Below are 23,772 nucleotides of genomic sequence, written 5' to 3' on the forward strand. Positions count from 1 at the left end.
AGGGTGGTTTCCGGCACCCATTGCAGCGGAGCGATCGATGAAACGTCCTGCCTTCACCGTCTCCCAGAAGATCGCGGCCGGCTACCTTCTCATCGTCCTGTTCAGCCTGATTGCTCTGGGCTACGCCCTCTCCAGCTTGCAGCGACAGACCCAGCGTTCGCGCCAGCTGGTCGGCGTCGAGTTCAAACTCCTCAATCTCTATCGTGATCTGCGGGACACCTTGCTGGCCCAGGAACGGCTGGAAAAGCAGCTCCTGGTACTCCGCGACTCCGACATGCTGAACCTTGCGGCAAACCGTTCCCAGGAGTTTGCAGCCACCTGGGAAAAACTCGCCGCACTCCCCCTGCCGGAATCGGCCCCCAACCTGAGATCCCTTGCCGGGTCCTACATGCAGGCGGACCAGGCCTGTTCGGAGCTGCTGACCGACAAGCGCTGGGCAGCGGCAAGTCAGTGCACTCACGAGCAGACCGGCCCGCGCCGCGAAACCCTGCTGGCGGCCCTCGCCACCCTTACCGATCGTCAGCAGGCGACCCTGGATCAGGCGTTGCAAACCCTCTCCAGCGGCAGTAGCCAGGCCTACAAGGTGACGCTGCTGCTGGTTTTCATCGGACTGGCCCTGTCGGCCCCGGTGGCGATAACGGTTATCCTCGGCATCCATCGCTCAATCCGCACCCTGATCCTGGCCACCAAGCAGATTGCCGGCGGCAGCTTTGACCAGCCGATTGCCATTAGTGGCGTCGACGAATTCACCCTGCTCGCCCGGGAATTCAATGAGATGGGTTTAAAGCTCAAGGACCTGGAGCAGATGTCCCTCGACGCCAACCCGCTGACCCGGCTCCCCGGAAACCTTGCCATCGACCGCGAAATTGCCCGCCGGATCGAAAGCGGCATCCCGTTTTCCCATCTTTATATCGACCTTGACAACTTCAAAGCTTACGGCGACCGTTACGGCTATAAAGCCGGGAGCGAAGTGATCGCCCAGGTTGGCGACCTGATCCGCAAAACGGTGCGTAACTTTGGTACGCCTGAAGATCTGGTCGGCCATATCGGTGGTGACGATTACGTGATTCTCACCCCCCCCGAGCAGGGTGAAAACATAGCCCGGGCCTTACTCACGGAGTTCGACCAGATGGCGCCCTCCTTCTATTCGGAGGAAGACCGGCAGGCCGGTTTTTTCATGGCGCGGGACCGTTTTGGAATCGAACGGACCTTTCCCCTGCTGACCATGTCCGTCGCAGTGATCCGCGTCGACCTTCTTGAGGCACCAACAGCCCTGGCGATCAGCAGGGAGTGTGCTAAGATGAAGGAACATCTTAAGGAACTTCCTGGCAGCAATCTACTTGTCAACCGACGCAAGGTTCTATGACGCGGTTCCTGCTCTCTTGCCTGCTGATTTTCCTCCTGGCGGCCTGTGCGCAGCCTCCCGCCCCAGCCGCAACAGCCATCGTCGAACCGCAGCGGGAATTGTTCTTCCAGGGGTTGGATGAATTGCTGGCAACGGGAACCAGCCCGGCCCTGCAAAGACTTGTTCAGGAGAATGGCGCCTCCCCCTGGAAGGGGCCGGCGCAGAGCCTGCTCGATTGGCAGGCTGCAGCGGCCGCCGAACTCCAGCGCAAGACAGCCGAGCAACAGCAGAAAATCAAACAATGCATCGATAGCAATGAAAAACTCGTCCGCGAGAATGAGACGCTTAATCGCGACCTCCAGGAATTAAAGCGCATCATGGTCGAAATGGAAAAAAGGGCCCTATAGGATTGGACGCCGCCGGACAAAAGGGGTTTTAGAAAACCGGGCAATATGTTACTTTTCACTCAAAGGGGGGGCCTGCACTAGCCCTGCTGAGTTCGCCCCCGGGGCCGTCACTGTGGCGGCCCTTTTTATACCCTGGGCTGCCAACCCTCCGGACCTTGGCCATTGGTTCTCCCTGCGATGAGCAAAGACTCCCTCGATCAATTTACCCGCCAGTTGGCCCGCTGGGCAGAAGAACAGCTGGAGCGAAGCCGCTCTCCGTTGCGCCGGATCGACCTTTCGCCACGGGTGTTGACCCCGCAGGGGGCGCTTTACCCGGATCTGGTCCTCTGGATCAACCGGGACAGCGGCATGGCCGGGGGGGTTATTCTCGTCCCGCCCCGGGAGAGCGATTGTAGTGAGGAGCAGGGACGCCTTTGCGCCCATGCCCTTGGTTTGCGGCATTTTGTCGTATGGGGGGCGGATGAGATTGTCTTCTGGGAAATTCTCCCCGGCGGATTGTCCCGGCACCGGACGGTTGCCGCCCCACCTGCCGGCAGCGACGCCACTAGCTTTCGCCATACCCTGGCCACCGTCCTGGAGGAGATCAAATATCTCACCGTTGCGGGGTCCCTCACCCCGGAGGAGCTTCCGCCCCATTACCTTGTCAACCTTTGTCTGGGGGGACTTGCAGAGGTTGTCCCCGGACTGAAGGAACTGATGCGGGTCGCCTGCAGCGAAGGTCGTTGCAGTGCGACAGGCGTTCCTCCCGAGCAACAGGCGCAAGACAAGGCGTTCTTGACCCTGGTGCGGATTGCGGCACTGCTCCACCTCGACCAGCTGCCGACAGCGGTCCAACCGGAGGGACTGGAGCGGGCGATGCTTTTTGCCATCGATACGCTTCCGGCGGAACTTCGCAAGGCACTGGCTCCCCTCCCGGGCGAATTCCCACTTCCTCTCGATATCGCCGTCCGCTTCCACCACCTGTCGCGGCGCCTGGCCCAACTCGGCGGGTGTCAGGACAGTCAGCGGCTTGCCCGGGTCCTGGAACTGCTGCGGGAGGACCACCAGCTTCCCCTCGGCCAGCACGCCCTGACGGCACCCGTCCCGAAAACCCGCGGACCGCGGTTGATTGCAAACCTGGCCAACATTCCCCCAGGCCCTGAAGATTGGGAGGTAGCGCCACCGTCCCTGCTGGCCTGCTCTGTCCTGTTGCGCCATCTGCAAGGGCAGCCGGCGGCGCGGATTCAGGCCGCTGACCCGTTCCAGCTTCCCGGGACGCCGGCACCGACCCTGATCCTCGCGGCCCTGACCTCCCCGACCACGCTCCCCGCCCGTGAGCGGGCGGCACTGCAGGCCGGTTTGCGAATCTCGTGGCCGACCCGGAGATTTCGCCTCCCCCCGGATCTACCCCGCTGGGGGTGGGAACTTCTCCATCTCGCCGGGCTGGCGGCCCGGGAGGGGAAACTGCGGCTGAAGGTCCCCGGGGACTGGCTCAGCGCCCCCTTTGCCGATGTCTTGCTCGACACACTGCGGGAAGATTTCTCGATCGGCGAGATCCGCCGCATCTCCGCCCATCAAATGGAGATCGACCTCTGTAAAGATGGGGGCGCCGATAGCACCTGCCTTGTCAATCCGGGAAGGGACAACCGCTACCTGGAAGGGGAGCTTTCCCGAAAGGCTCCGGCCCTCTTCTGGGCCCTGGCGCTGGACCTCCCCGACCCGGTCTGGACCCTTTTTGAGAACGGCCACCTCCATCTCGATCCCTCTGGCAACTCGCCGCAAGACCTCGAGGCCGGGGTGAACCTTTTTGTCGCTTCAAGCCTCGGCCGATTGCTCTGGCAGGTGGCCGGCAATAACCAGCCGCTGCCCGGACCAAGAAGGTTTGCTGCGACCTGGGGAAAACGGCCCTTCCCCTTGCCCAACCGGGACATCCTGACCCTGTTGCAACGCCTGGCCGAGGAACACCCCGCCACTCCCAGCACCGCCGAGATCGATGCCGAACTCGCCCCCTGGTTTGCCCTCCCACTTTCCGCCACTGGCAGGGTCGCCAACCACCAGGAGCCAATGGCCACTGCGGCGGCGGCTACGCCCACGCCGACTCTTGATTTGGCCGACCTGAGCAACACGCTTTATCGGGAAGTCTTCAGTGACGGGCTACCGCTCTTCCCCGAGCATTATCTTTTTGACCATTTCCGCCCAGAGCTGCAAGAGTACCGGCTCAGCCTGCCGTTACAGCGAGGAGAGCCATTCTTCGGCCGGGTAGTTCTGACCGGCGCCGACGGCGACAGCTTTGAAGTCTCCTCCGAGCTGGCTGCCCAGGCGGTTGAATTGGCCGCCGCCGCCGGCAGGGAAGTCGTTCTGCTCCCCGCAGACCCCCTGATATTGCAAAATATTCTCGGCCGTTATCTGCAGGACTTGCAGACGCTTCACGAGGCGCTGTTACGCCGGGCCCACCTTCTGCTCACCAATCCCCGGCAGGCAAGGGCAGTCGCGGGAAAACTCTGGGAGAGACTCCCGCTCCCGCCGCCGGAGTTCTTTCGCGCCAAGCAGAGGTAATGCCGGGAACGGCCATCGTAGTGCCGGTGGCCAGGATGGATAAAATCTGCTGAAACTGGCAGAGAAAACTGTTATCATTCGAGAACATGTCCCCTCCATCAAGAAGGTCGCCATGAACGTTCTATTGCACCTTTGCTGTGCGAACTGCGCTATCTACCCGGTCAAGGTTCTACGGGAGCAGAACCACCAGGTCACTGGTTTTTTCTTTAACCACAACATCCACCCGTACCAGGAGTTCATGCGACGGCTGGAAACGGTCCGCGACTATGCGGCCGGGGTGGAACTCGAGGTCCAGTATCGGGAGGACTACCAGCTGGAGGAGTTTCTGGCCCAGGTCGCCCAGGTCCCGCTCTTGCGCTGCGATTATTGCTACCACTCCCGTCTTGAAGAGACCGCCCGGCGCGCTGCCGACCAGGGTTTCGACGCGTTTAGCACCAGCCTGCTCTACAGCCGCTATCAGCAGCATGAGACAATCCGCAGCCATGGCGAGTCCCTCGCCCATCAACTTGGCATCAAATTCCTCTATCACGATTTCCGGCCTGGCTGGCGCGAGGGGATCGAAACTTCCAAGGCGATGGGGCTCTACCGCCAGCAGTACTGCGGTTGCATCTATTCGGAGAAGGAACGCTACTGTCCACCAGCCCGGACCTGAAGATGCCCCTCGGCAAGCTGCTCATCCTGATCGGCCTGTTATTGGTCTGTGCCGGGGTTTTTCTCTCCCTGGGGGGAAAGATTCCGCCCCTCGGCCGGCTCCCCGGCGATCTTCACATGGAATCGAAGAACTTTTCCTTCTATTTCCCCCTCACCACCTGTATTCTGGTTTCACTTCTCCTCTCCCTGATAATCTGGATTTTTCGCCGCTGACCTGCCCGACAGGAGAACCATGAGTTCCCGCCCGCATGACAAGATTGGTCTGGCCCTTGGTAGCGGCGCCGCCCGCGGACTCGCCCACATCGGGGTCCTCAAGGTCCTTGAAGAGGCGAAGGTGCCGATCGCGGCAATCTCGGGAACCTCCATCGGCGCCCTGATCGGGGCCCTCTATGCGGCAGGTGTCTCCGTGGCACAGATGGAAGAGATTGCCCGCGAGGTCGATTGGCGCGACCTGGCCAGACTGGTCGATCCGGTCTTTCCCGGCGCCGGCCTCATCGATGGCAAAAAAGTCTCCCGTTTCATCGCCGAACTTCTTCCGGTGCAGAGTTTCGAAGAGCTGCGTTTCCCCTTTGCCGTCACGGCTACCGATGTCGAGACCGGGGAGGATATTTTTATCAAGCAGGGGAATCTGCTCGAAGCGGTCCGTGCCGCGATTTCCTTCCCCGGGATATTCACCCCGGTCAGGTTTGGCAGCCGCTTCCTGGTGGACGGCGGTCTCTGCAATCCGGTTCCCGTCGACGTCGCCCGCGAGCTCGGCAGCGATAAGGTCATCGGCGTCTGCGCTATTCCGGCGATGCGGCAACCGCATCGTGAAACCTACCTGGAAGCCACCCCGGAGCAACAGGGGCAGGGATCCTGGCGGGAGATCTTTACAGCCCAGGGAGTAGAAAGGCTGTTCCGGGAGATCTGGCCCGGCAACGGCAAAGAGAAAAAACCAGCTGAAAGCCCCCCGGAACGGGAGCGAAAACCACCCGGTCTGCTGAAAATTTTCACGCAGAGTATTGCCATCATGGAGAACCAGATCAATGATCTGCGCCTGGCGCAGAATCACATCGACCTGCTACTGCGTCCCCATTTCGATGGCTTCAACCTCTTTGAGTTCAACCGGGCAGAAGAAGCGATCCGCGCCGGCGAAGCGGAGGCGCGGAAAAGGTTGCCGGCCATCATGCAAATGTGTGGCCGCGATTGAAACGCTTCTCAAGCATGTTAATCTTGCAACTATGGGAAATAACAGAGACCAATTACAGGAGGCAGGGATGATCGAGTTTCTTGAGAAAACCCTTCTGGCGGGCATGGGAGCGCTCTCCCTCAGCCAGAAAAAGGCAGAAGAGCTGATCCAGGAGTTAAAGCAGCGCTTTGACGTCAGTGAAGAGGAAGGGAAAGTTCTGCTCTCCCGACTGCAGGAAAACGCCCGGGAAAATCAGCAAAAACTGGAAGAGCTGGCACGCGGGGAAGTCCGCCTTGCTTGCGAGAGGATGGGGGTGGTGACGCACGAGGAGTTTGACAAACTCGCCAAAAAGGTCGCTCAACTCGAAAAACAGCTCAAGTCAACACCCAAGGACTGAGCCTCTATTACATGCTGACCTTTTCGCGGATCAACCGCAACATTCGCTCGATTCGGCGCTATCGGACCATTCTTGGCATTCTGATCAAGTATGGCTTCGGCCATGTCGTTGAACAGCTGAACATAAACTACTACCTCGAACTCGGCCGTCGCATCGTGACCCTGGGGACGGCTCCCAAGGAGATCGAGCGGCTGACCCAGCCGGAACGACTGCGCCTGGCCATGGAAGAACTCGGGCCAACCTTTATCAAGCTTGGCCAGGTTCTCTCCACCCGCCCCGATCTGATCCCCCGTGAGTACGCCGACGAATTTCGAAAACTCCAGGACAAGGTCCCCGGACTCCCCTTCCTTGAGATCTGCCGTCAGGTCGAAGAGGAACTCGGCACCGAACTGTCGGTGCACTTTGCCCACCTTGACCCGCAACCCCTCGCTGCAGCATCAATCGCCCAGGTCCATCGTGGGCGGTTGCACAACGGTGACGAGGTCGTGGTCAAGGTCCGCCGCCCAGGCGTAGCGAGCTTGGTTGAAACCGACCTTGATATCCTCATGGGCCTTGCTTACCTGATTGAAAATCATATTCCGGCCGGTGACATCTACGATCCGACGGGGATCGTCAAGGAGTTCCGCCGCATCATCCGCCGGGAGATGGACTTCAGCCGGGAAGGACACACCATCGATCGCTTTGCCACCAGCTTTGCCACCGACACCACGGTACACGTCCCCAAGGTCTACTGGGAGCAGACCGGAGAGACCGTTCTTACCATGGAATATGTCAACGGCATCAAGGTCTCCGATTTCGACCGTCTGCAGGCAACGGGGGGCGACCTGAAGGTCATCGCCCGCAACGGTGCCGATTATCTGCTCAAACAGGTCCTGGTTCATGGTTTTTTCCATGGCGACCCCCACCCGGGGAACGTCTTCGTCCTCGATAATAACATTATCTGCCTCCTCGACTACGGCATGGTCGGGCGGCTCGACGAGGATCTCAAGTACAAGCTGGCAGAATTACTGCTATCCGTTCTGCAACGGGATGTCGACCGCGTAATCTCCCAACTGCTCTATTCCGGAGACCTGACCGACGAGGTCGATCGCAAGCAACTGAAAAGAGACCTTAGCGAGTTTATTGACGACTATTACGAAATTCCGCTGCAGGAAATCCAGGCCGGAAAACTCCTCGGGGAATTTGTCGATATTCTGACCGAGTACCAGATCAAGTTTTCACCCGACCTGATCCTCCTCGCCAAGGCCCTGGTCACCATGGAGGGAATCGGCCGCCAGCTTGACCCCGAGTTCAACATGGTCGCCCACCTGCGCCCCTTCATGGAGCGCTTGCTGCACGAGCGAATGACCCCCGGCAACATTTCCCGGGAACTGTTTCGCACCGCCCAGTCCTATGGGGCACTTGCCAAAAACCTGCCCCGCGACCTCAAGGAATTCATCAATCGCCTGAACCGCAACAAATTCAAAATCGACCTGGAACACCGGGGCCTTGAACGGCTGATTGCGGATATTGACAAGTCGAGCAACCGCCTATCCTTCAGCCTGCTGATTGCAGCCCTGATTGTCGGTTCTTCCCTGATCATGCAGACCGAAAAGGGCCCCCTCCTCTTCGGCTTCCCGATGCTTGGCTTTCTCGGTTATTCGATAGCCGGCTTTTTGGGCCTCTGGCTGGCGATCGCCATTCTTCGCTCCGGCCGCCTGTGAACCCTGTGGTGGCGACGCCACAACGAAAGGTGCAACCCTGCAACACCAGACCGTCACCTCCCGCCCCAATTCTTTTTTTCTCCTTGTTTTTCAAATAGTTAAACAGAACAAAAAGACTGGCAGACTCTTTGCATTCTCTCATCTCCGTAATCAACCTGTTGAGAAATGCGAAATCTGTGGGAGGCCGGTCAGTCCATGATATTCCAATGCACCATCAACCAGACAGTCATGATTTCGGGAATCGGCCTGCACTCGGGGCAACGCATCAGCATGACGATGCGGCCGGCCGAAGCAGGCACTGGAATCATCTTCCATCGGACCGAGGGCGACCGCACCGTCTCCATTGAAGCCCTTTCGGCCAATGTGGTCGATACGCGCCTGGCGACGGTCATCGGCAAAAGTGGCCTTAGCGTATCGACCATAGAACATCTTATGGCCGCGTTGACGGCCTTTGGCATCGACAACCTCCACATTGATATTGACGGCCCCGAGGTTCCGATTCTCGACGGCAGCGCTCTCCCCTATATTGCCCTTCTCGAACAAGCGGGCCTGCGCAGCCTACCCCGCAGCCGCAAGTATCTGGCCATTCGCAAACCGGTCACCGTCATTGACGGCGAAAAACGGGTCACCATGATCCCCTCCCGTTTTTTCCGCCTCACTGCCGACATCGCCTTTGACCACCCCTGCATTGCCCGCCAGCATCGCTCGGTCAAGGTCACCCCGGACCTTTTCTGCCGCGACCTGGCAGGCGCCCGGACCTTCGGCTTTCTCCGCGAAGTGGAATACCTCAAGGCAAACGGCCTGGCACGGGGCGGCTCGCTGGAGAATGCCGTTGTCATTGGCGAGGACCGGATTCTCAACCCCGAGGGCCTGCGCTTTGCGGATGAATTCGTTCGTCACAAGATCCTGGACGCTATCGGTGACTTCAGCCTGGCTGGCTATCCGATCCTCGGTCACATCAAGTCTTTCAAGGGGGGCCACGATATCAACCATCAGATGGTCGAGCAGTTGCTTGCAACCCCTGATGCCTGGCGACTCGTTGAATTCAGTGACCGCGACCTGGAAGAGGCCCTTCATTCCGGGATTCCTGAATTTGCCGGTATCGACCTTGCCCTGACCAAGGTCTAACCTTCTCACAAGCCAGTCAGCAACGAAAATAGGCAGCCCTCAAGGCTGCCTATTTCCGTTGCTGTCTTGCCAATCCTTGCAATTGCGTTCATGTTTGGCCTATTATTACCAACTTAGAACCAATTTCAGGGACCGGGATGACGACCGAATCACAACCAAAACTTCCCCATGGGCCGAACTCCCGCAAACGATGGTGGGAATGGGCGACCATTCTCGGTATCCTTGCCCTGCTTCTCTTCCTGGCCCGTTTTGAAACCCACCTCTACGATCTGACCCAGAAATTTCCGCTCTCCAACAGCGTCCTCATCCTCGCCCTGATCAACCTCAACATCCTGTTGATCATCCTCTTTTTATTCCTGGTATTCCGCAACCTGCTCAAGCTCTTCCTAGAGCGACGCAAAGGGGTTCCGGGGTCGCGGCTCCGCGTCAAACTGGTGGTCACCTTCATCGCCCTCTCGCTGATTCCGACGATGCTGCTCTATTTCGTTTCGGCGGCCTTTATCACCAATTCGATCGAGAACTGGTTCAATGTGCAGATTGAATCTTCCCTGCAGGAATCGCTTGAAGTAGCCCAGACCTATTATAAAAACTCGGCCACCAATGCCCTCTATTACGGCGAGCAACTCGCCAGAATCATCAAGGAGGAAAAACTTCTCAACGATGAAAATCTGCCGCGTCTGAGTGCCGTTATCAGCCAGAAGCAGCAGGAATACAACCTCGGCATTGTTGAAGTTTTCTCCTCAACCAACGAGGAACTGGTGCGGGCCAGCAACCCGCAGGTACCGGTCAGTGACTTCACCGATCCCGATTCCAACAATATTCGTGAGGCCCTGAACGGCAAACGGTTCAGCCGGATTACCCCTCTGGGCAAGGCCGACCTCATCCGCGGGATCGTGCCAGTCTATTCGAACTGGAATCCGGAAGACGTCGTCGGGGTAGTGGTGGTGAACTACTACGTCCCCTACTCCCTCGTCAATAAAATGCAGGAAATCTCCAATTCCTTTGACCAGTTTAAAAATACCAAGCTGCTCAAAGGGAGAATCAAAAAGGGCTATCTCGTCTTTCTCGGCCTCATCGCCCTGGTCATCACCTTCCTTGCGACCTGGTTCGGCTTCCATCTGGCGCGGGGCATCACCGGCCCGATCCAGGAGTTGGCATTGGCCACCGGCCGGGTGGCTGGAGGTGACCTCGATGTGCGTATCGACGTCCAGAGCGACGATGAGATCGGCCTGCTGGTGACTGCCTTCAATAAAATGACCGGCGACTTGCGGCTCAATCAGCGCGAGATCGATCAGGCCAACCGCGACCTGCGCAGGTCGAACCTGGAGCTTGAACAACGCCGCCGCTACATGGAGATCGTGCTGAAAAATGTCACGGCCGGGGTGGTCTCTGTCGACCAGCAGGGGAACCTGACGACGGTCAACAAGTCTGCGGAAAAGATGCTGAAAATCAGGCCGGGCCGGATTCTCGGCAAAAACTTCCGGGAGGTCGTCAGCGACGAACACCTCCCAATGATCAAGGAGATTCTGCTTGACCTGCGCGAATCGGGCAAGGACTCCATCCGGCGCCAGGTCACCCTCCCCCTGGCGGATGGGAAACTTACCCTGCTGGTCAATGTCACGACGCTGCGGGATGAATCGGGTGAGTTCATGGGAACCGTCGTCGTTTTCGATGACTTGACCCAGCTGATCAAGGCGCAACGGATGGCCGCCTGGCGCGAGGTGGCACGACGCATTGCCCATGAAATCAAGAACCCGTTGACCCCGATTCAACTTTCGGCACAACGTCTGCGCAAACGCTATCTCGATCGATTCGGGGACGACGACAGGGTCTTTGACGATTCGACCAGGCTCATTATCAAACAGGTCGACGAATTAAAGAATCTTGTCAATGAATTTTCTAGTTTTGCCCGGTTGCCGGCGAGCAATCCAACACCGAACAGCCTCAACGAAATCCTCGAGGAGACCCTGGTCCTCTATCAGGAAGCCCACAAAGAGGTCGATTTCAGCTTCCATCCCGACCCGCGGCTGCCGGTCTTCGATCTCGACCGCGACCAGTTGAAGCGGGTGGTAATAAACCTGCTCGATAACGCCGTCGGTGCCATTGATCAGGGGGGCGCGGTTGAAATCGAGTCGGCCTACAATTCAGCCCTGCAGATGGCAACCTTCAGTATTTCCGATACGGGGTGCGGAATTCCGGCAGAGGACAAGCCGCGTCTTTTTGAACCCTATTTTTCCACCAAGAAATCGGGCACCGGCCTTGGTCTGGCCATTGTCGCCACGATCGTATCTGACCATAGTGGCTACATCCGCGTCAAAGACAACTATCCCCATGGAACCCGGTTTATTATCGAATTGCCAATTACAGGAAATGCAATAAAGGCCTGACTTATTCCAGCTATAGCCTTCCGCCTCGGAGACTCATGAAAACGATTCTGATCATCGACGACGAAGAAGGGATCCGCGAAAGCCTGCGCGGAATCCTTGAAGACGAGGGGTTTCGAACCCTGTACGCCGCGGATGGCGAGCAGGGGCTGCAAAAGGTTCGGGAGGAAAACTTCGATCTGATTCTTCTCGACATCTGGATGCCCGGCATCGACGGCATAGAAACCTTGCGCCGCATTCGCGAACTCGTCCCGGAACAGCAGGTCATCATGATGAGCGGCCACGGGACTATCGAGACGGCCGTAAAGGCGACCAAATTCGGGGCATTTGACTTTATCGAGAAACCCCTCTCCCTCGACAAGCTGCTGTTGGTGGTAAACAATGCCCTCAAGGTCGGTCGGCTGGTCGAGGAAAATCGGTCCCTGAAGGCGAAGCTCGCCAAGGATTACGAAATGATCGGCACCAGTCCGGCCATCAGGCTCCTCAAAGAGCAGATTGCCATTGCCGCACCGACCTCGGGCTGGGTCTTGATTACCGGCGAGAACGGGACCGGAAAAGAGTTGGTGGCGCGGGCGATTCACACCCAGTCTCAGCGCCGGGACAAGCCCTTTGTCGAGGTCAATTGCGCCGCCATCCCGGAGGACCTTATCGAATCCGAACTATTTGGTCATGAAAAAGGGGCTTTCACCGGGGCCACCGCCCAACGCAAGGGGAAGTTCGATCAGGCCCACGAAGGCACCCTGTTTCTGGATGAAATTGGCGACATGAGCCTCAAAACCCAGGCCAAGGTCCTGCGCATCCTTCAGGAGCACAAGTTCGAGCGGGTCGGCGGCAGCCGGACGATTGAGGTAGACGTCCGGGTGATCGCGGCAACCAACAAGGACCTGGAAGAAGAGATCGCGGCCGGGCGCTTTCGTGAAGACCTCTTTTATCGCCTCAACGTCATCCCCTTCCATGTCCAGCCGCTCAGGGAACGACGGGAGGATATCCCCCTGCTCGCCAATTATTTCCTCGAGTTTTTCTGCAGCAAGGAGAGCCGCGAAAAAAAGACCCTGTCCACTGAAGCCCAGGAGGCGCTGGCCGCCTATCCGTGGCCAGGGAACGTGCGGGAATTGAAGAACATTATTGAGCGTCTGGCGATCATGACACCGGAGCGCTCCATCGATCTGCGTCACCTGCCGCGCAGCATCACCAGTCACCAGGCGCCTCGCCCGGCAAGCGGGCTCTCCGGCCTGGCGGACAATGCCACCTTTCGCGAAGCAAAAGAGGAGTTTGAGAAGGAATATCTGCTGCAGAAGCTGGAAGAGAACGAATGGAATATCTCACGGACTGCGGAAGCCATTGATCTGGAACGGTCCAACCTGCACCGCAAGATCAAATCGTTTGGGATTGAATTCAAAAAGTAGAGTTCAGGCCCGCAGCGATGTTTTTGCGGCGGGGAAAAACCGGCCTGATCGGGTAGGAGGCGGGGTCGCCCCCGCCGTCCTCCCACACCACCGTGCGTACGGTTCCGTACACGGCGGTTCACAAGGCGCTCTGAAAGCGGCGGTGCTGATCGGTCAAGCGGATCAACCCCAAGTAGCGAAAGAAGGATGTCGGATACGCTTCATTCATGTGCGAGGCCCCTGAGTTCCACCAGGGGCCTCGCCCGTTCGTGGCCGATTTCCACGCCCGGGCTTCCGGCAATCCCCGCTGCATCAACCTCTTGGCCCGGGTATAGGGGCGCTTCCACTGTCGCCATAGAATGCAGCGCAGCTTCCGCCGCAGCCATTTGTCCAGTTCTTCGAAGATGCCTTTGACCTCCGCCAGGCGGAAGTAAGAGGCCCACCCCCGTAGCTTCGGGGTGATTTCTTTGATGACCTGAGCGAGACTGCGTCCCCTGCCCCGTCGGCAGACCTTCCTGAGTCCGGCCTTGAACCGCTTCACTCTCGACTCCGCCACTTTGAGGCGGGGTTTCTTGTGAAAGGTCATGCTGTAACCCAGAAAGACCCTTTTCCAAGGACGGTCGACGGCGCTTTTGGCGACGTTGACCTTGAGTGCCAGCCGCTCCTCCAGGAACCGGGTGAGACTGGCCATGACCCTTTGGCCGCTGCGCCTGGTCTGCACGTAAATGTTGCAGTCGTCGGCGTAGCGGCAGAAGGCGTGACCGCGCCTCTCCAGTTCCTTGTCGAACGCGTCGAGCAGGATGTTCGACAGAAGAGGTGAGAGGGGACCACCCTGCGGCGTCCCTTCCACCCTCTGCGACACAAGCCCGCCTTCGAGCACTCCGGCTTGCAGGTACCGCCGGATGAGCAGCAATACCCGCTTGTCTTCGACCTTACGGGCGACCCGCGACATGAGGATGTCGTGGTTCACCCGGTCGAAGAACTTCTCCAGGTCGATATCGACCACCCAGCGCTTGCCGTCGGCCACATGCCGACGGGCGGCTCTAACCGCCTGCCAGGCACTCCGTCCGGGACGATACCCGTAGGAGCTGTCGGAGAAGTCCGGATCGAATAGCGGCGTCAGCACCTGATGCAGCGCCTGCTGAATGAGCCGATCGCACACCGTGGGGATTCCCAGGGTGCGCACTCCCCCGTCGGGCTTCTCGATTTCCACCTTCCGCACCGGCTGGGGGCGATACGTCCCATTCAGCAACTCTTCCCTGATGGTCGGCCACTTCTCCTTGAGAAAGCCGCGTAGCTCGCCCGTCGTCATCTCGTCGATGCCGGGGGCGCCCTTGTTGGCTTCCACTCGTTCAAGGTGCGGATTCCGATGAAAGTTGCCAGCCGTTCCAGCGCAAAGTTGCCACTCGTTCCAAGGCAAAGTTGCCAGTGATCGGAGCGTAGCGACGCTGGAGTTTTTGTCTTACGCCAAGTTGCCGATCGGGTCAAGCTGGGATCGCCGTTTGCGCATCGATTCTCCTTTCAAGGTGAGCCGGTAGGCGTTGTGGATGAGGCGGTCGAGGATGGCGTCGGCGACCGTCGGATCCCCGAGGTAGTCGTGCCAGGCTTCGACCGGAAGCTGGCTGGTGATCAGGGTCGAACGCAGATTGTGGCGGTCCTCGAGGATTTCGAGCAGATCGCGGCAACCGGCGGCGGTCATGGGGGCGAGCCCCCAATCGTCGAGGACGAGCAGTTGAGTCTTGGCGACTCTATCCATCATCTTGGGGTAGCGGCCGTCGGCCCGCGCGAGGGCCAGTTCCTCCAGGAAGCGGGGCAGGCGCAGGTAGAGGGTCTTGCAGCCGAGGCGGCAGGCCTTGTGAGCCAAGGCGCAGGCGAGGTAGCTCTTGCCGACGCCGGTGGGGCCGGTGATGAGAATGTTGTGGCCCTTGGCGAGGTAGCGACCGCCGGCCAGCGCCAGCACGAGGTCGCGGTCGAGTCCCCGGGGTGCCCTCCAGTCGAGGTCCTCGATGCAGGCGCTCTGACGCAGCCGGGCCGTGCGCAGGCGAGTGGTGAGCCGGCGGCTGTCGCGCTCGGTCTGCTCGCGGTCGACCAGCAGGCCGAGGCGCTCCTCGAAGCTCAAGGCATCGGCGGTCTCGCTAAGGCGCTGTTCCTGAAGGGCCTTGAGCATGCCGGTCAGCTTGAGGGCGCGCAGTTTGTCGTCGGTGGGGTGGCTGAGCATGGTGGTCTCCTTGGTCAGTGGTAGTAGCCGGCGCCGCGGATGTTGTCGTGACTCGGCAGCAATGAGAGTTGGGATTCGGTGGACTCGGGGAGCGACTGGCGGTCCAGTCCGGTTTTGAGGATCGAGGCGACGCTCTTGAGGCGACAGGCGTTTGTTGCCAGGGCCCGCTGGCAGGCCGCTTCCAGGCGCTCGGGCGTGTAGGTCTTGGCCAGCCGGATCAGCCCCAGGACGCTGCGGTAGCCCTGCTGGGGATGGGCCCGTGAGGCCAGGATCTTCTCTGCCAAGGCGGCGGTGTGCGGTCCGGTTTTGGCCGCCCAGGAAACCAGGCGCTGCGGCGTCCATTCGGCATACTCCCTGTGGCTTTTGGGCATGTGCTCGCCGAGAGTGGTGTGGCGACCGCGCTCAGAGGAGCGGACATGGGAGGCCACCCGTTGCCCTTTGTGCAGAAATTCGACGGTGGTCGCCGTCAGGCGCACGTCGAGCTGCTGCTTCACCAGCACATACGGGACCGAGTAGTAGTGGTGGTCGACTTCGGCATGGTAATCGATGTTGACCCGCGCATGGCGCCATTCGGCGAACGTATAGGGGGTCGCCGGCAGAGGATTCAGAGCCGGACGTTCCAGGGTGTCGAAGAGCTGCTGGCGGCAGCCGGGAAGCTTCTTGAAGGGGCGCCGGTTGAGGTGCTCCACCAGCTCCCGAATGGCGGCGTTGGCCTCGGCCAGACTGAAGAAGGTACGGTTGCGCAGCCGCGCCAGGATGAAGCGCTCGGCGACCAGAACCGCCGCCTCGACCTTGGCCTTGTCTTTGGGTTTGCGCACCCGCGCCGGAATCACCGCGCAGCCATAGTGAGCGGCCAGCTCCGCATAGGTGGGGTTGATGTCCGGTTCGTAGCGGCAGGGTTTGGAGACGGCGCTTTTCAGGTTGTCCGGAACAACGATCTCGGGCACTCCGCCGTAGAAGGAGAAGGCCCGGACATGCGAGCCGATCCAGTCCGGCAGCCCTTGGGTCCAGGTGGCTTCGGCAAACGTCTGGGAACTCGCCCCCAGGGCCGCGACGAACAGTTGCGCTTCGCGGATCTCGCCGGTGCGGCGGTCGACGATCGGCAGGGTCTGGCCGGTGTAGTCGACAAACAGCTTCTCGCCGGCTTTGTGCACCTGACGCATCGACAGACGCAGTTTGCCGGACCACTCACGGTACAGATCGCAGAAACGGCTGTAGCGATACCCCTCGGGATGGCTGTTCTGGTATTCCTCCCAGAGCAGCCCCAGGGTGACGCCCTTGCGCTTGAGTTCCTGATGGATGGTCGCCCAGTCGGGCATGGGGCGCTGGTCGGCGGGAATGACTGGCGCTGGCGGAAAGAGCAACTGTTCAAGTCGGGTTTCGTCCAGATTCTCTGGCAGCGGCCAAGACAACCCGGCGTGAGCGGCGCGTCTCAGAAATTCGCCCACCGTGGTGTGTGACGTGCCGACGGAGCGGGCGATGGCCCGCTGTGTCAGGCCGGCTTCGTAATGCAGACGCAGAACGTCCTTGATCTTGCGCATGGATAACCTCGTGTGTGCCAATGGGACCACCTCCTGGAAAAAGTCCAGAAGGTTGTACCCCGCGGTTACCCAGCGTCGCGAGAACTTTGATCAGTCTGACAGATTCACCGACCTCTTCCGCTCAAACTGGAAAGTTTGGATCGGAACGGGTGGAAACCTTGCGTCGGAATGACTGGCAAGTTTGGATCGGAATCAGTGGCAAGTTTGCATCGGAATCGGTGGAAAGTTTGGCTCGGAATACGCATTCAAGGGCCGCCATCATGTTCGGGCGGCTGACGACGTCTTCCATCAGCCCCCGTTCCGCTTTCGTCCAGGAAGGGTCTCTCGTTGCCGTGACGTTTGACGCACCGCTCCCATGCTCTGGCGGCTTCCGGCCGCTGCCCTCCGGGACGGCTCCCGGTATCTCGACCAGGACTTCTGCTGCTCTTGTCGTCATCGAAACGCGAGTCTCCTGAAACGACGCCTCATGTTCGGCCCTTTGCCGGGTGGTTACTCCGGCTACTACGGCCTCTGCTGACTTCTGCCGGCCGGTCCCGACACCTTACGGTGACGGTAGCACGAGGCAGACCGACAGATCTCCCAGGGTAATGCGCGTGACCTTCCTCCCATCTGCCCGCCGCATCTACAGCCCCACCCTCCCGGATGGCTATCGGGCTTTGAAGATATTGGCCTTCTCGCCCGGATGAGAGGGTCTGTCAAACGAACTGTGTATCCGCTCTTTCAATAGACCAGATTCAACGGCACCCGGTCTTCGCCGAACATCACTTGGAATGTCTGCAGCGCTGGCTTCCAGTTGTGGATCATCTTCCAGTTGCGTGACGCCTGCCGGATTGCCAGATAGAGCGCCTTGATCGCCGATTCGTCGTTGGGGAATATCCTCCGGTTGCGGGTCAGCTTGCGCAGGCTCATGTTTAGCGATTCGATCGCGTTGGTCGTGTAAATGACCTTGCGAATTTCCGGCGGAAACTGGAAAAACGGGATGATGTTGTCCCAGTTGCTCCGCCACAAGCGGATTACCGAACGATAGGACTTGCCCCAATCGGCGTCCAGTTGTTCCAACTCCGCCGCCGCTTCTTCGGCGGTCGCCGACTGGTAGATACGCTTGAGGGCCGCGACCACGGCCTTGCTGTCCTTGACCGTGACGTAACGCAGGCTCGCCCGCACCAGATGGACGATGCAGAGTTGGGTCAGGGTCTTGGGGAAAATGGCGTTGACCGCTTCCGGCAGCCCTTTCAGCCCGTCCATGCAGGCGATGTAAACATCCTGCACGCCGCGATGGCGCAGTTCGGTGAGGACCGAGAGCCAGAACTTGGCCCCTTCGGTCTCGGCGATCCACAGGCCGAGAACTTCCTTCTCGCCGCGCAGGTTGACGCCGAGAACCACATGGGCCGACTTGTTGACCACCTGCTTGCCGTGATGAATCTTGACCGTCAGGCCATCGAGCCACAGGATCGGGTAGACGGCTTCCAGTGGGCGATTCTGCCAGGCCCGGACCTCGTCCAGAACCGATTCGGTCACCTGGGAGATGACGGCATGGGAAATCTCCACGCCGTAGAGATCCTTCAGGGCGTCCTCGATGTCGCGGGTCGTCATCCCTTTGGCATAGAGGGTCAGGATCTTTCCTTCCATCCCGGCCAGGCGAATCTGGCGTTTGCGAACCAGTTGCGGCTCGAAAGACCCCGCCCGGTCGCGGGGCGTTTCGATCTCCAGTTCGCCGAAGGTGCCCTTGACGGTTTTACTGCTCTTGCCGTTGCGGGTGTTGGCGCGTTTCGCCGGCCCGGCTTCGCCGGCTCCGTAACCCAGATGCGCGGTCATTTCGGCGTCCAGGCTGCGGTTGATCATGCGCTGTAGCAACCGCGAATAGAGTTTGTCGACGTCCTCGGGGGTTTTGCAGTCGACCAAAAGCTCGTCCAATTTGTCTGATTTAATCGCCATCGTTTCTGCTCCTCGGTGGGGGAATTGCCCCACTCTCTCATGGAGCAGATACACAGTTCAATTTACAGGCTCATGAGAGGGTCTCATGCGGTTTCTGTTCGTCGGACCGGGATTTTGCCTGCGGCTTCCTTCAGATTCCACCTCGCGATGGACACCCTTGCCGTCCGGCTAGCGGTTCCCGCCATCAGGGTCCGCAGGGGACTTTCACCCCCAAGTCACTGATTCACCACCACAGTGAATCAGACAGCGCCAGTCAAGGCGCTACGCGCCATGCCTGGCGCACCAGACAAAAAAAGGCCCGCCTCAAATGAGGCGGGCCTTCTGAATAATTTCGGCGGCGACCTACTTTCCCACACAGTCACCCGTGCAGTATCATCGGCGCAGTAGGGCTTAACTTCTGTGTTCGGGATGGGAACAGGTGTGACCCCTACGCTATAGCCACCGAAAACCTTAAAACTGGTTTCCAATTGCCTAAGACTTTTACGATGCGGCCGCTACCGGCACTTTTTGTCATGGAAGTCGGGGGGAGGAGAACCTCCCCCCTTCTTCACCTAAAACTTTTTATGGTCAAGCCTCACGGTCAATTAGTACCGGTTAGCTGAACACATTGCTGTGCTTACACACCCGGCCTATCAACGTTGTAGTCTCCAACGGACCTTTAGGGGCTTGCGCCCAGGGAGATCTCGTCTTGAGGTGGGCTTCCCGCTTAGATGCTTTCAGCGGTTATCCTTTCCGAACGTAGCTACCCTGCCATTGCCACTGGCGTGACAACAGGAACACTAGTGGTTCGTCCATCCCGGTCCTCTCGTACTAAGGACAGATCCTCTCAAATCTCCTACGCCCACGGCAGATAGGGACCAAACTGTCTCACGACGTTTTAAACCCAGCTCGCGTACCACTTTAATTGGCGAACAGCCAAACCCTTGGGACCTACTTCAGCCCCAGGATGTGATGAGCCGACATCGAGGTGCCAAACCTCCCCGTCGATGTGAACTCTTGGGGGAGATAAGCCTGTTATCCCCGGAGTACCTTTTATCCGTTGAGCGACGGCCCTTCCATACAGAACCGCCGGATCACTAAGACCTGCTTTCGCACCTGCTCGACGTGTATGTCTTGCAGTCAAGCTCCCTTATGCCTTTGCACTCTACGGCTGGTTTCCAATCAGCCTGAGGGAACCTTCGCGCGCCTCCGTTACACTTTGGGAGGCGACCGCCCCAGTCAAACTACCCACCAGGCAGTGTCCCCGATCCCGATAAGGGACCTAGGTTAGACATCCAGAAGAACAAGGGTGGTATTTCAAGGACGACTCCACCGACACTGGCGTGCCAGCTTCAAAGTCTCCCACCTATCCTACACATGCTGTCCCGAATGTCACTGCCAAGCTGTAGTAAAGGTTCACGGGGTCTTTCCGTCTTGCCGCGGGTAATCGGCATCTTCACCGATAATTCAATTTCGCTGAGCCTCTGGTTGAGACAGTGCGGAAGTCGTTACGCCATTCGTGCAGGTCGGAACTTACCCGACAAGGAATTTCGCTACCTTAGGACCGTTATAGTTACGGCCGCCGTTTACCGGGGCTTCGGTTCAAAGCTTCGCTTGCGCTAACAAATCCCCTTAACCTTCCGGCACCGGGCAGGCGTCACACCCTATACTTCCTCTTACGAGTTTGCAGAGTGCTGTGTTTTTAGTAAACAGTCGCTACCGCCATTTCTCTGCGACCCTCTTCGGCTTCACGTGCGAATCGCTACACCTAATGAGGGCACACCTTCTCCCGAAGTTACGGTGTTATTTTGCCGAGTTCCTTAACCAGAGTTCTCTCAATCGCCTTAGCATTTTCTGCCCGCCCACCTGAGTTGGTTTGCGGTACGGTCACCTGTGAACTGAAGCTTAGAGGCTTTTCTTGGAAGCATAGGATCAACCACTTTGTGGGCTTAAAGCCCTCGTCATCACGTCTCAGCGTTTAAATGGAGCAGCGGATTTGCCTACCGCTCCCGCCTACGCGCTTAAACCGGGACATCCGACACCCGGCTGGCCTACCTGTCTCCGTCCCCCCATCGCATTCACAGGTGGTACAGGAATATTAACCTGTTTCCCATCAACTACGCCTTTCGGCCTCGCCTTAGGGACCGACTAACCCTGAGAAGATTACCTTTACTCAGGAAACCTTGGGCTTTCGGCGTGCGGGTTTCTCACCCGCATTTTCGCTACTCATGTCAGCATAATCTCTTGTGGTTCCTCCAGCCGTCCTTACGGTCGACCTTCAGCGGTTGCCACAATGCTCCCCTACCACTTGTACCTTAAGGTACAAATCCGCAGCTTCGGTGCTGTGCTTGAGCCCCGTTACATTTTCGGCGCAGGTTCACTTGACCAGTGAGCTATTACGCTTTCTTTAAAGGGTGGCTGCTTCTAAGCCAACCTCCTGGTTGTCTGGGCGCTCCCACATCCTTTTCCACTTAGCACAGACTTAGGGACCTTAGCTGGCGATCTGGGCTCTTTCCCTTTCGACGACGGATCTTATCACCCGCCGTCTGACTCCCGTATAGACGTTTCCGGCATTCGGAGTTTGGTTAGGTTTGGTAATCCGGTAAGACCCCTAGCCCATCCAGTGCTCTACCTCCGGAACGATTCGTACGAGGCTATACCTAAATATATTTCGGGGAGAACCAGCTATCTCCGAGTTTGATTAGCCTTTCACTCCTATCCACACCTCATCCCCTCAGTTTTCAACCTAAGTGGGTTCGGGCCTCCACGACGTGTTACCGTCGCTTCACCCTGGACATGGATAGATCACCCGGTTTCGGGTCTACTCCCAGCAACTGAACGCCCTGTTCAGACTCGCTTTCGCTACGGCTCCACCTAACCGGCTTAACCTCGCTACTGAGAGTAACTCGCTGACTCATTATGCAAAAGGCACGCGGTCACACTGGCGCAAGGCCATAGTGCTCCCACTGCTTGTAAGCGTACGGTTTCAGGTTCTCTTTCACTCTCCTCATCGGAGTTCTTTTCACCTTTCCCTCACGGTACTATGCGCTATCGGTCATCGGGGAGTATTTAGCCTTGGAAGATGGTCCTCCCAGCTTCCCACAGGATTTCACGTGTCCCGTGGTACTCGGGGACACCCTAGGGTGAATCACGGTTTCGTGTACGGGGCTATCACCCGCTATGGCGGCACTTTCCAGAGCCTTCCACTACCGATCATCAATCCCACGTCGGGGCCCCACAACCCCAGAACCACCGTAGTAGTTCTGGTTTGGGCTAATCCGCGTTCGCTCGCCGCTACTAACGGAATCTCAATTGATTTCTTCTCCTTCAGGTACTTAGATGTTTCAGTTCCCTGAGTTCGCCTCGCATGGCTATGTATTCACCATGCGATGACAGGGCATAATCCCTGCCGGGTTTCCCCATTCGGAAATCTCCGGATCAAAGCCTGTTTAGCGGCTCCCCGAAGCTTATCGCAGCTTACCACGTCCTTCATCGCCTCCCGATGCCAAGGCATCCACCATACGCCCTTAGTAGCTTGACCATAAAAAAGTCGTTAGAACGAATAAGTGCCTTGTACTATCTTGGTGCAAATGCGCTTACGCATTTGCGTGCGTGCATCGTATCAGTCTTATGCAATTGTCAAAGAACGAGAAACAAACTCGCTTACGAACTGGTGGAGGTGAACGGGTTCGAACCGATGACCCCCTGCGTGCAAGGCAGGTGCTCTCCCAACTGAGCTACACCCCCGGATAACTGGTGGGCCAGGGAGGACTCGAACCTCCGACCTCACGATTATCAGTCGTGTGCTCTAGCCAGCTGAGCTACTAGCCCACATCCACAAGTTCGTTCTGATTCAAAGAGCAAAAAACCTCTCCAGAGAGAGGTCCTGGTCTCTCAAAACTAAATAGCAGACTCGATAGGTTTATACAGGAACGTTCCTAAAAAGGAACGATTGACCAGGATGCCTTTGCCGTTACCGGCAAGGAAGGCTCCTTAGAAAGGAGGTGATCCAGCCGCAGGTTCCCCTACGGCTACCTTGTTACGACTTCACCCCAGTTACCGACCATACCATAAGCGGCTGCCTCCCGAAGGTTAGCCCACCGATTTCAGGTACAATCGACTCCCGTGGTGTGACGGGCGGTGTGTACAAGGCCCGGGAACGTATTCACCGTGGCATGCTGATCCACGATTACTAGCGATTCCAACTTCATGGAGTCGAGTTGCAGACTCCAATCCGAACTGAGACCGGCTTTTTGGGATTAGCTCCACCTCGCGGTCTTGCTGCCCTTTGTGCCGGCCATTGTAGCACGTGTGTAGCCCTGGACATAAGGGCCATGAGGACTTGACGTCATCCCCGCCTTCCTCCGGTTTAACACCGGCAGTCTCCTTAGAGTGCCCAACTAAATGCTGGCAACTAAGGACGAGGGTTGCGCTCGTTGCGGGACTTAACCCAACATCTCACGACACGAGCTGACGACAGCCATGCAGCACCTGTCACCGATCCAGCCGAACTGACCCCTATGTTTCCATAAGGTGCGATCGGGATGTCAAACCCAGGTAAGGTTCTTCGCGTTGCGTCGAATTAAACCACATGCTCCACCGCTTGTGCGGGCCCCCGTCAATTCCTTTGAGTTTTAGTCTTGCGACCGTACTCCCCAGGCGGGGTACTTAATGCGTTAGCTTCGGCACTGCAGGGGTCAATACCCGCAACACCTAGTACCCATCGTTTACGGCGTGGACTACCAGGGTATCTAATCCTGTTTGCTCCCCACGCTTTCGCGTCTCAGCGTCAGTATCGGTCCAGGTAGCCGCCTTCGCCACCGGTGTTCCTCCGAATATCTACGGATTTCACCCCTACACTCGGAATTCCACTACCCTCTCCCGTACTCAAGTTCGCCAGTTTCCAATGCACTTCCCAGGTTGAGCCCGGGGCTTTCACATCAGACTTAACGAACCGCCTACACGCGCTTTACGCCCAATAATTCCGAACAACGCT

The 23,772-nt window shown here is 58.4% G+C and carries 16 protein-coding genes, 2 tRNA genes and 3 rRNA genes (1 of these 21 only partly in view); 11 read left to right on the top strand and 10 right to left on the bottom strand.

All coding sequences use genetic code 11. The features are described 5' to 3' along the window. Positions 1–37: 37 nt before the first annotated feature. The 11 genes from DBW_RS12995 to DBW_RS13045 all read left to right on the top strand — a co-directional run bounded on the left by DBW_RS12995 (position 38) and on the right by DBW_RS13045 (position 13,124). Complete coding sequence (locus tag DBW_RS12995) at positions 38–1,366, top strand: GGDEF domain-containing protein (RefSeq protein ID WP_066727930.1); 1,329 nt, start codon at positions 38–40, stop codon at positions 1,364–1,366. After that, on the top strand, positions 1,363–1,752 hold the full coding sequence (locus tag DBW_RS13000; RefSeq protein ID WP_066727931.1) for a hypothetical protein: 390 nt from the start codon (positions 1,363–1,365) through the stop codon (positions 1,750–1,752). The genes DBW_RS12995 and DBW_RS13000 overlap by 4 nt, the downstream gene beginning before the upstream one ends. A 177-nt stretch (positions 1,753–1,929) precedes the next feature. Continuing rightward, positions 1,930–4,287, top strand: coding sequence for a hypothetical protein (locus DBW_RS13005; protein ID WP_066727932.1), 2,358 nt, complete (start codon positions 1,930–1,932; stop codon positions 4,285–4,287). A 112-nt stretch (positions 4,288–4,399) separates the two neighbouring features. After that, positions 4,400–4,939 carry an epoxyqueuosine reductase QueH gene (locus DBW_RS13010; protein WP_066727933.1) on the top strand — a complete coding sequence of 180 codons (540 nt, stop codon included), beginning with the start codon at positions 4,400–4,402 and terminating at the stop codon, positions 4,937–4,939. Between the two features lie 2 nt (positions 4,940–4,941). Then, entirely contained in the window at positions 4,942–5,151 is a 210-nt protein-coding gene (locus tag DBW_RS13015; RefSeq protein WP_066727934.1) for a DUF2905 domain-containing protein, read from the top strand. A gap of 19 nt (positions 5,152–5,170) precedes the next feature. Next, positions 5,171–6,127, top strand: a complete 957-nt coding sequence (locus DBW_RS13020; RefSeq protein ID WP_066727935.1) for a patatin-like phospholipase family protein — start codon at positions 5,171–5,173, stop codon at positions 6,125–6,127. A gap of 67 nt (positions 6,128–6,194) precedes the next feature. After that, positions 6,195–6,503 carry a phasin family protein gene (locus DBW_RS13025; RefSeq protein WP_066727936.1) on the top strand — a complete coding sequence of 103 codons (309 nt, stop codon included), beginning with the start codon at positions 6,195–6,197 and terminating at the stop codon, positions 6,501–6,503. Between the two features lie 11 nt (positions 6,504–6,514). Then, positions 6,515–8,206, top strand: coding sequence for an ABC1 kinase family protein (locus DBW_RS13030; RefSeq protein ID WP_066727937.1), 1,692 nt, complete (start codon positions 6,515–6,517; stop codon positions 8,204–8,206). A gap of 195 nt (positions 8,207–8,401) precedes the next feature. Continuing rightward, positions 8,402–9,334 (top strand): UDP-3-O-acyl-N-acetylglucosamine deacetylase, encoded by a 933-nt coding sequence (gene lpxC / locus DBW_RS13035; protein ID WP_066727938.1) that lies wholly within the window; start codon positions 8,402–8,404, stop codon positions 9,332–9,334. Between the two features lie 137 nt (positions 9,335–9,471). Beyond that, positions 9,472–11,721 carry a sensor histidine kinase gene (locus DBW_RS13040; RefSeq protein WP_066727939.1) on the top strand — a complete coding sequence of 750 codons (2,250 nt, stop codon included), beginning with the start codon at positions 9,472–9,474 and terminating at the stop codon, positions 11,719–11,721. Between the two features lie 35 nt (positions 11,722–11,756). After that, complete coding sequence (locus tag DBW_RS13045) at positions 11,757–13,124, top strand: sigma-54-dependent transcriptional regulator (RefSeq protein ID WP_066727940.1); 1,368 nt, start codon at positions 11,757–11,759, stop codon at positions 13,122–13,124. Between the two features lie 118 nt (positions 13,125–13,242). On the opposite strand, the gene ltrA is transcribed toward DBW_RS13045, so the two are convergent. From ltrA to DBW_RS13090, 10 genes are all read right to left on the bottom strand, one after another. Then, entirely contained in the window at positions 13,243–14,451 is a 1,209-nt protein-coding gene (gene ltrA / locus DBW_RS13050; RefSeq protein WP_066727941.1) for a group II intron reverse transcriptase/maturase, read from the bottom strand. Positions 14,452–14,565: 114 nt separating this feature from the next. Beyond that, entirely contained in the window at positions 14,566–15,321 is a 756-nt protein-coding gene (gene istB, locus DBW_RS13055) for an IS21-like element helper ATPase IstB (protein ID WP_066723645.1), read from the bottom strand. A 14-nt stretch (positions 15,322–15,335) separates the two neighbouring features. Continuing rightward, on the bottom strand, positions 15,336–16,862 hold the full coding sequence (gene istA, locus DBW_RS13060) for an IS21 family transposase (RefSeq protein ID WP_066723643.1): 1,527 nt from the start codon (positions 16,860–16,862) through the stop codon (positions 15,336–15,338). A 121-nt stretch (positions 16,863–16,983) separates the two neighbouring features. Continuing rightward, entirely contained in the window at positions 16,984–17,151 is a 168-nt protein-coding gene (locus tag DBW_RS18585; RefSeq protein ID WP_157471893.1) for a hypothetical protein, read from the bottom strand. 431 nt (positions 17,152–17,582) lie between these two features. Further along, positions 17,583–18,797, bottom strand: a complete 1,215-nt coding sequence (locus DBW_RS13065; RefSeq protein WP_066725531.1) for an IS256 family transposase — start codon at positions 18,795–18,797, stop codon at positions 17,583–17,585. 329 nt (positions 18,798–19,126) lie between these two features. Further along, positions 19,127–19,243 (bottom strand): 5S ribosomal RNA (gene rrf, locus DBW_RS13070). A gap of 117 nt (positions 19,244–19,360) precedes the next feature. After that, positions 19,361–22,317, bottom strand: a 23S ribosomal RNA gene (locus tag DBW_RS13075). A 130-nt stretch (positions 22,318–22,447) separates the two neighbouring features. Beyond that, positions 22,448–22,523 (bottom strand) — tRNA-Ala (locus DBW_RS13080). A gap of 7 nt (positions 22,524–22,530) precedes the next feature. Further along, positions 22,531–22,607: transfer RNA gene (locus DBW_RS13085), tRNA-Ile, on the bottom strand. A gap of 166 nt (positions 22,608–22,773) precedes the next feature. Next, a 16S ribosomal RNA gene (locus DBW_RS13090) occupies positions 22,774–23,772 on the bottom strand; it runs 559 nt beyond the window's last position. Together the 16S, 23S and 5S rRNA genes with 2 tRNA genes alongside form the textbook arrangement of a ribosomal RNA operon.

Origin of the sequence: Desulfuromonas sp. DDH964 (genome assembly GCF_001611275.1) — a bacterium.
Classification (GTDB): Bacteria; Desulfobacterota; Desulfuromonadia; order Desulfuromonadales; family DDH964; genus DDH964.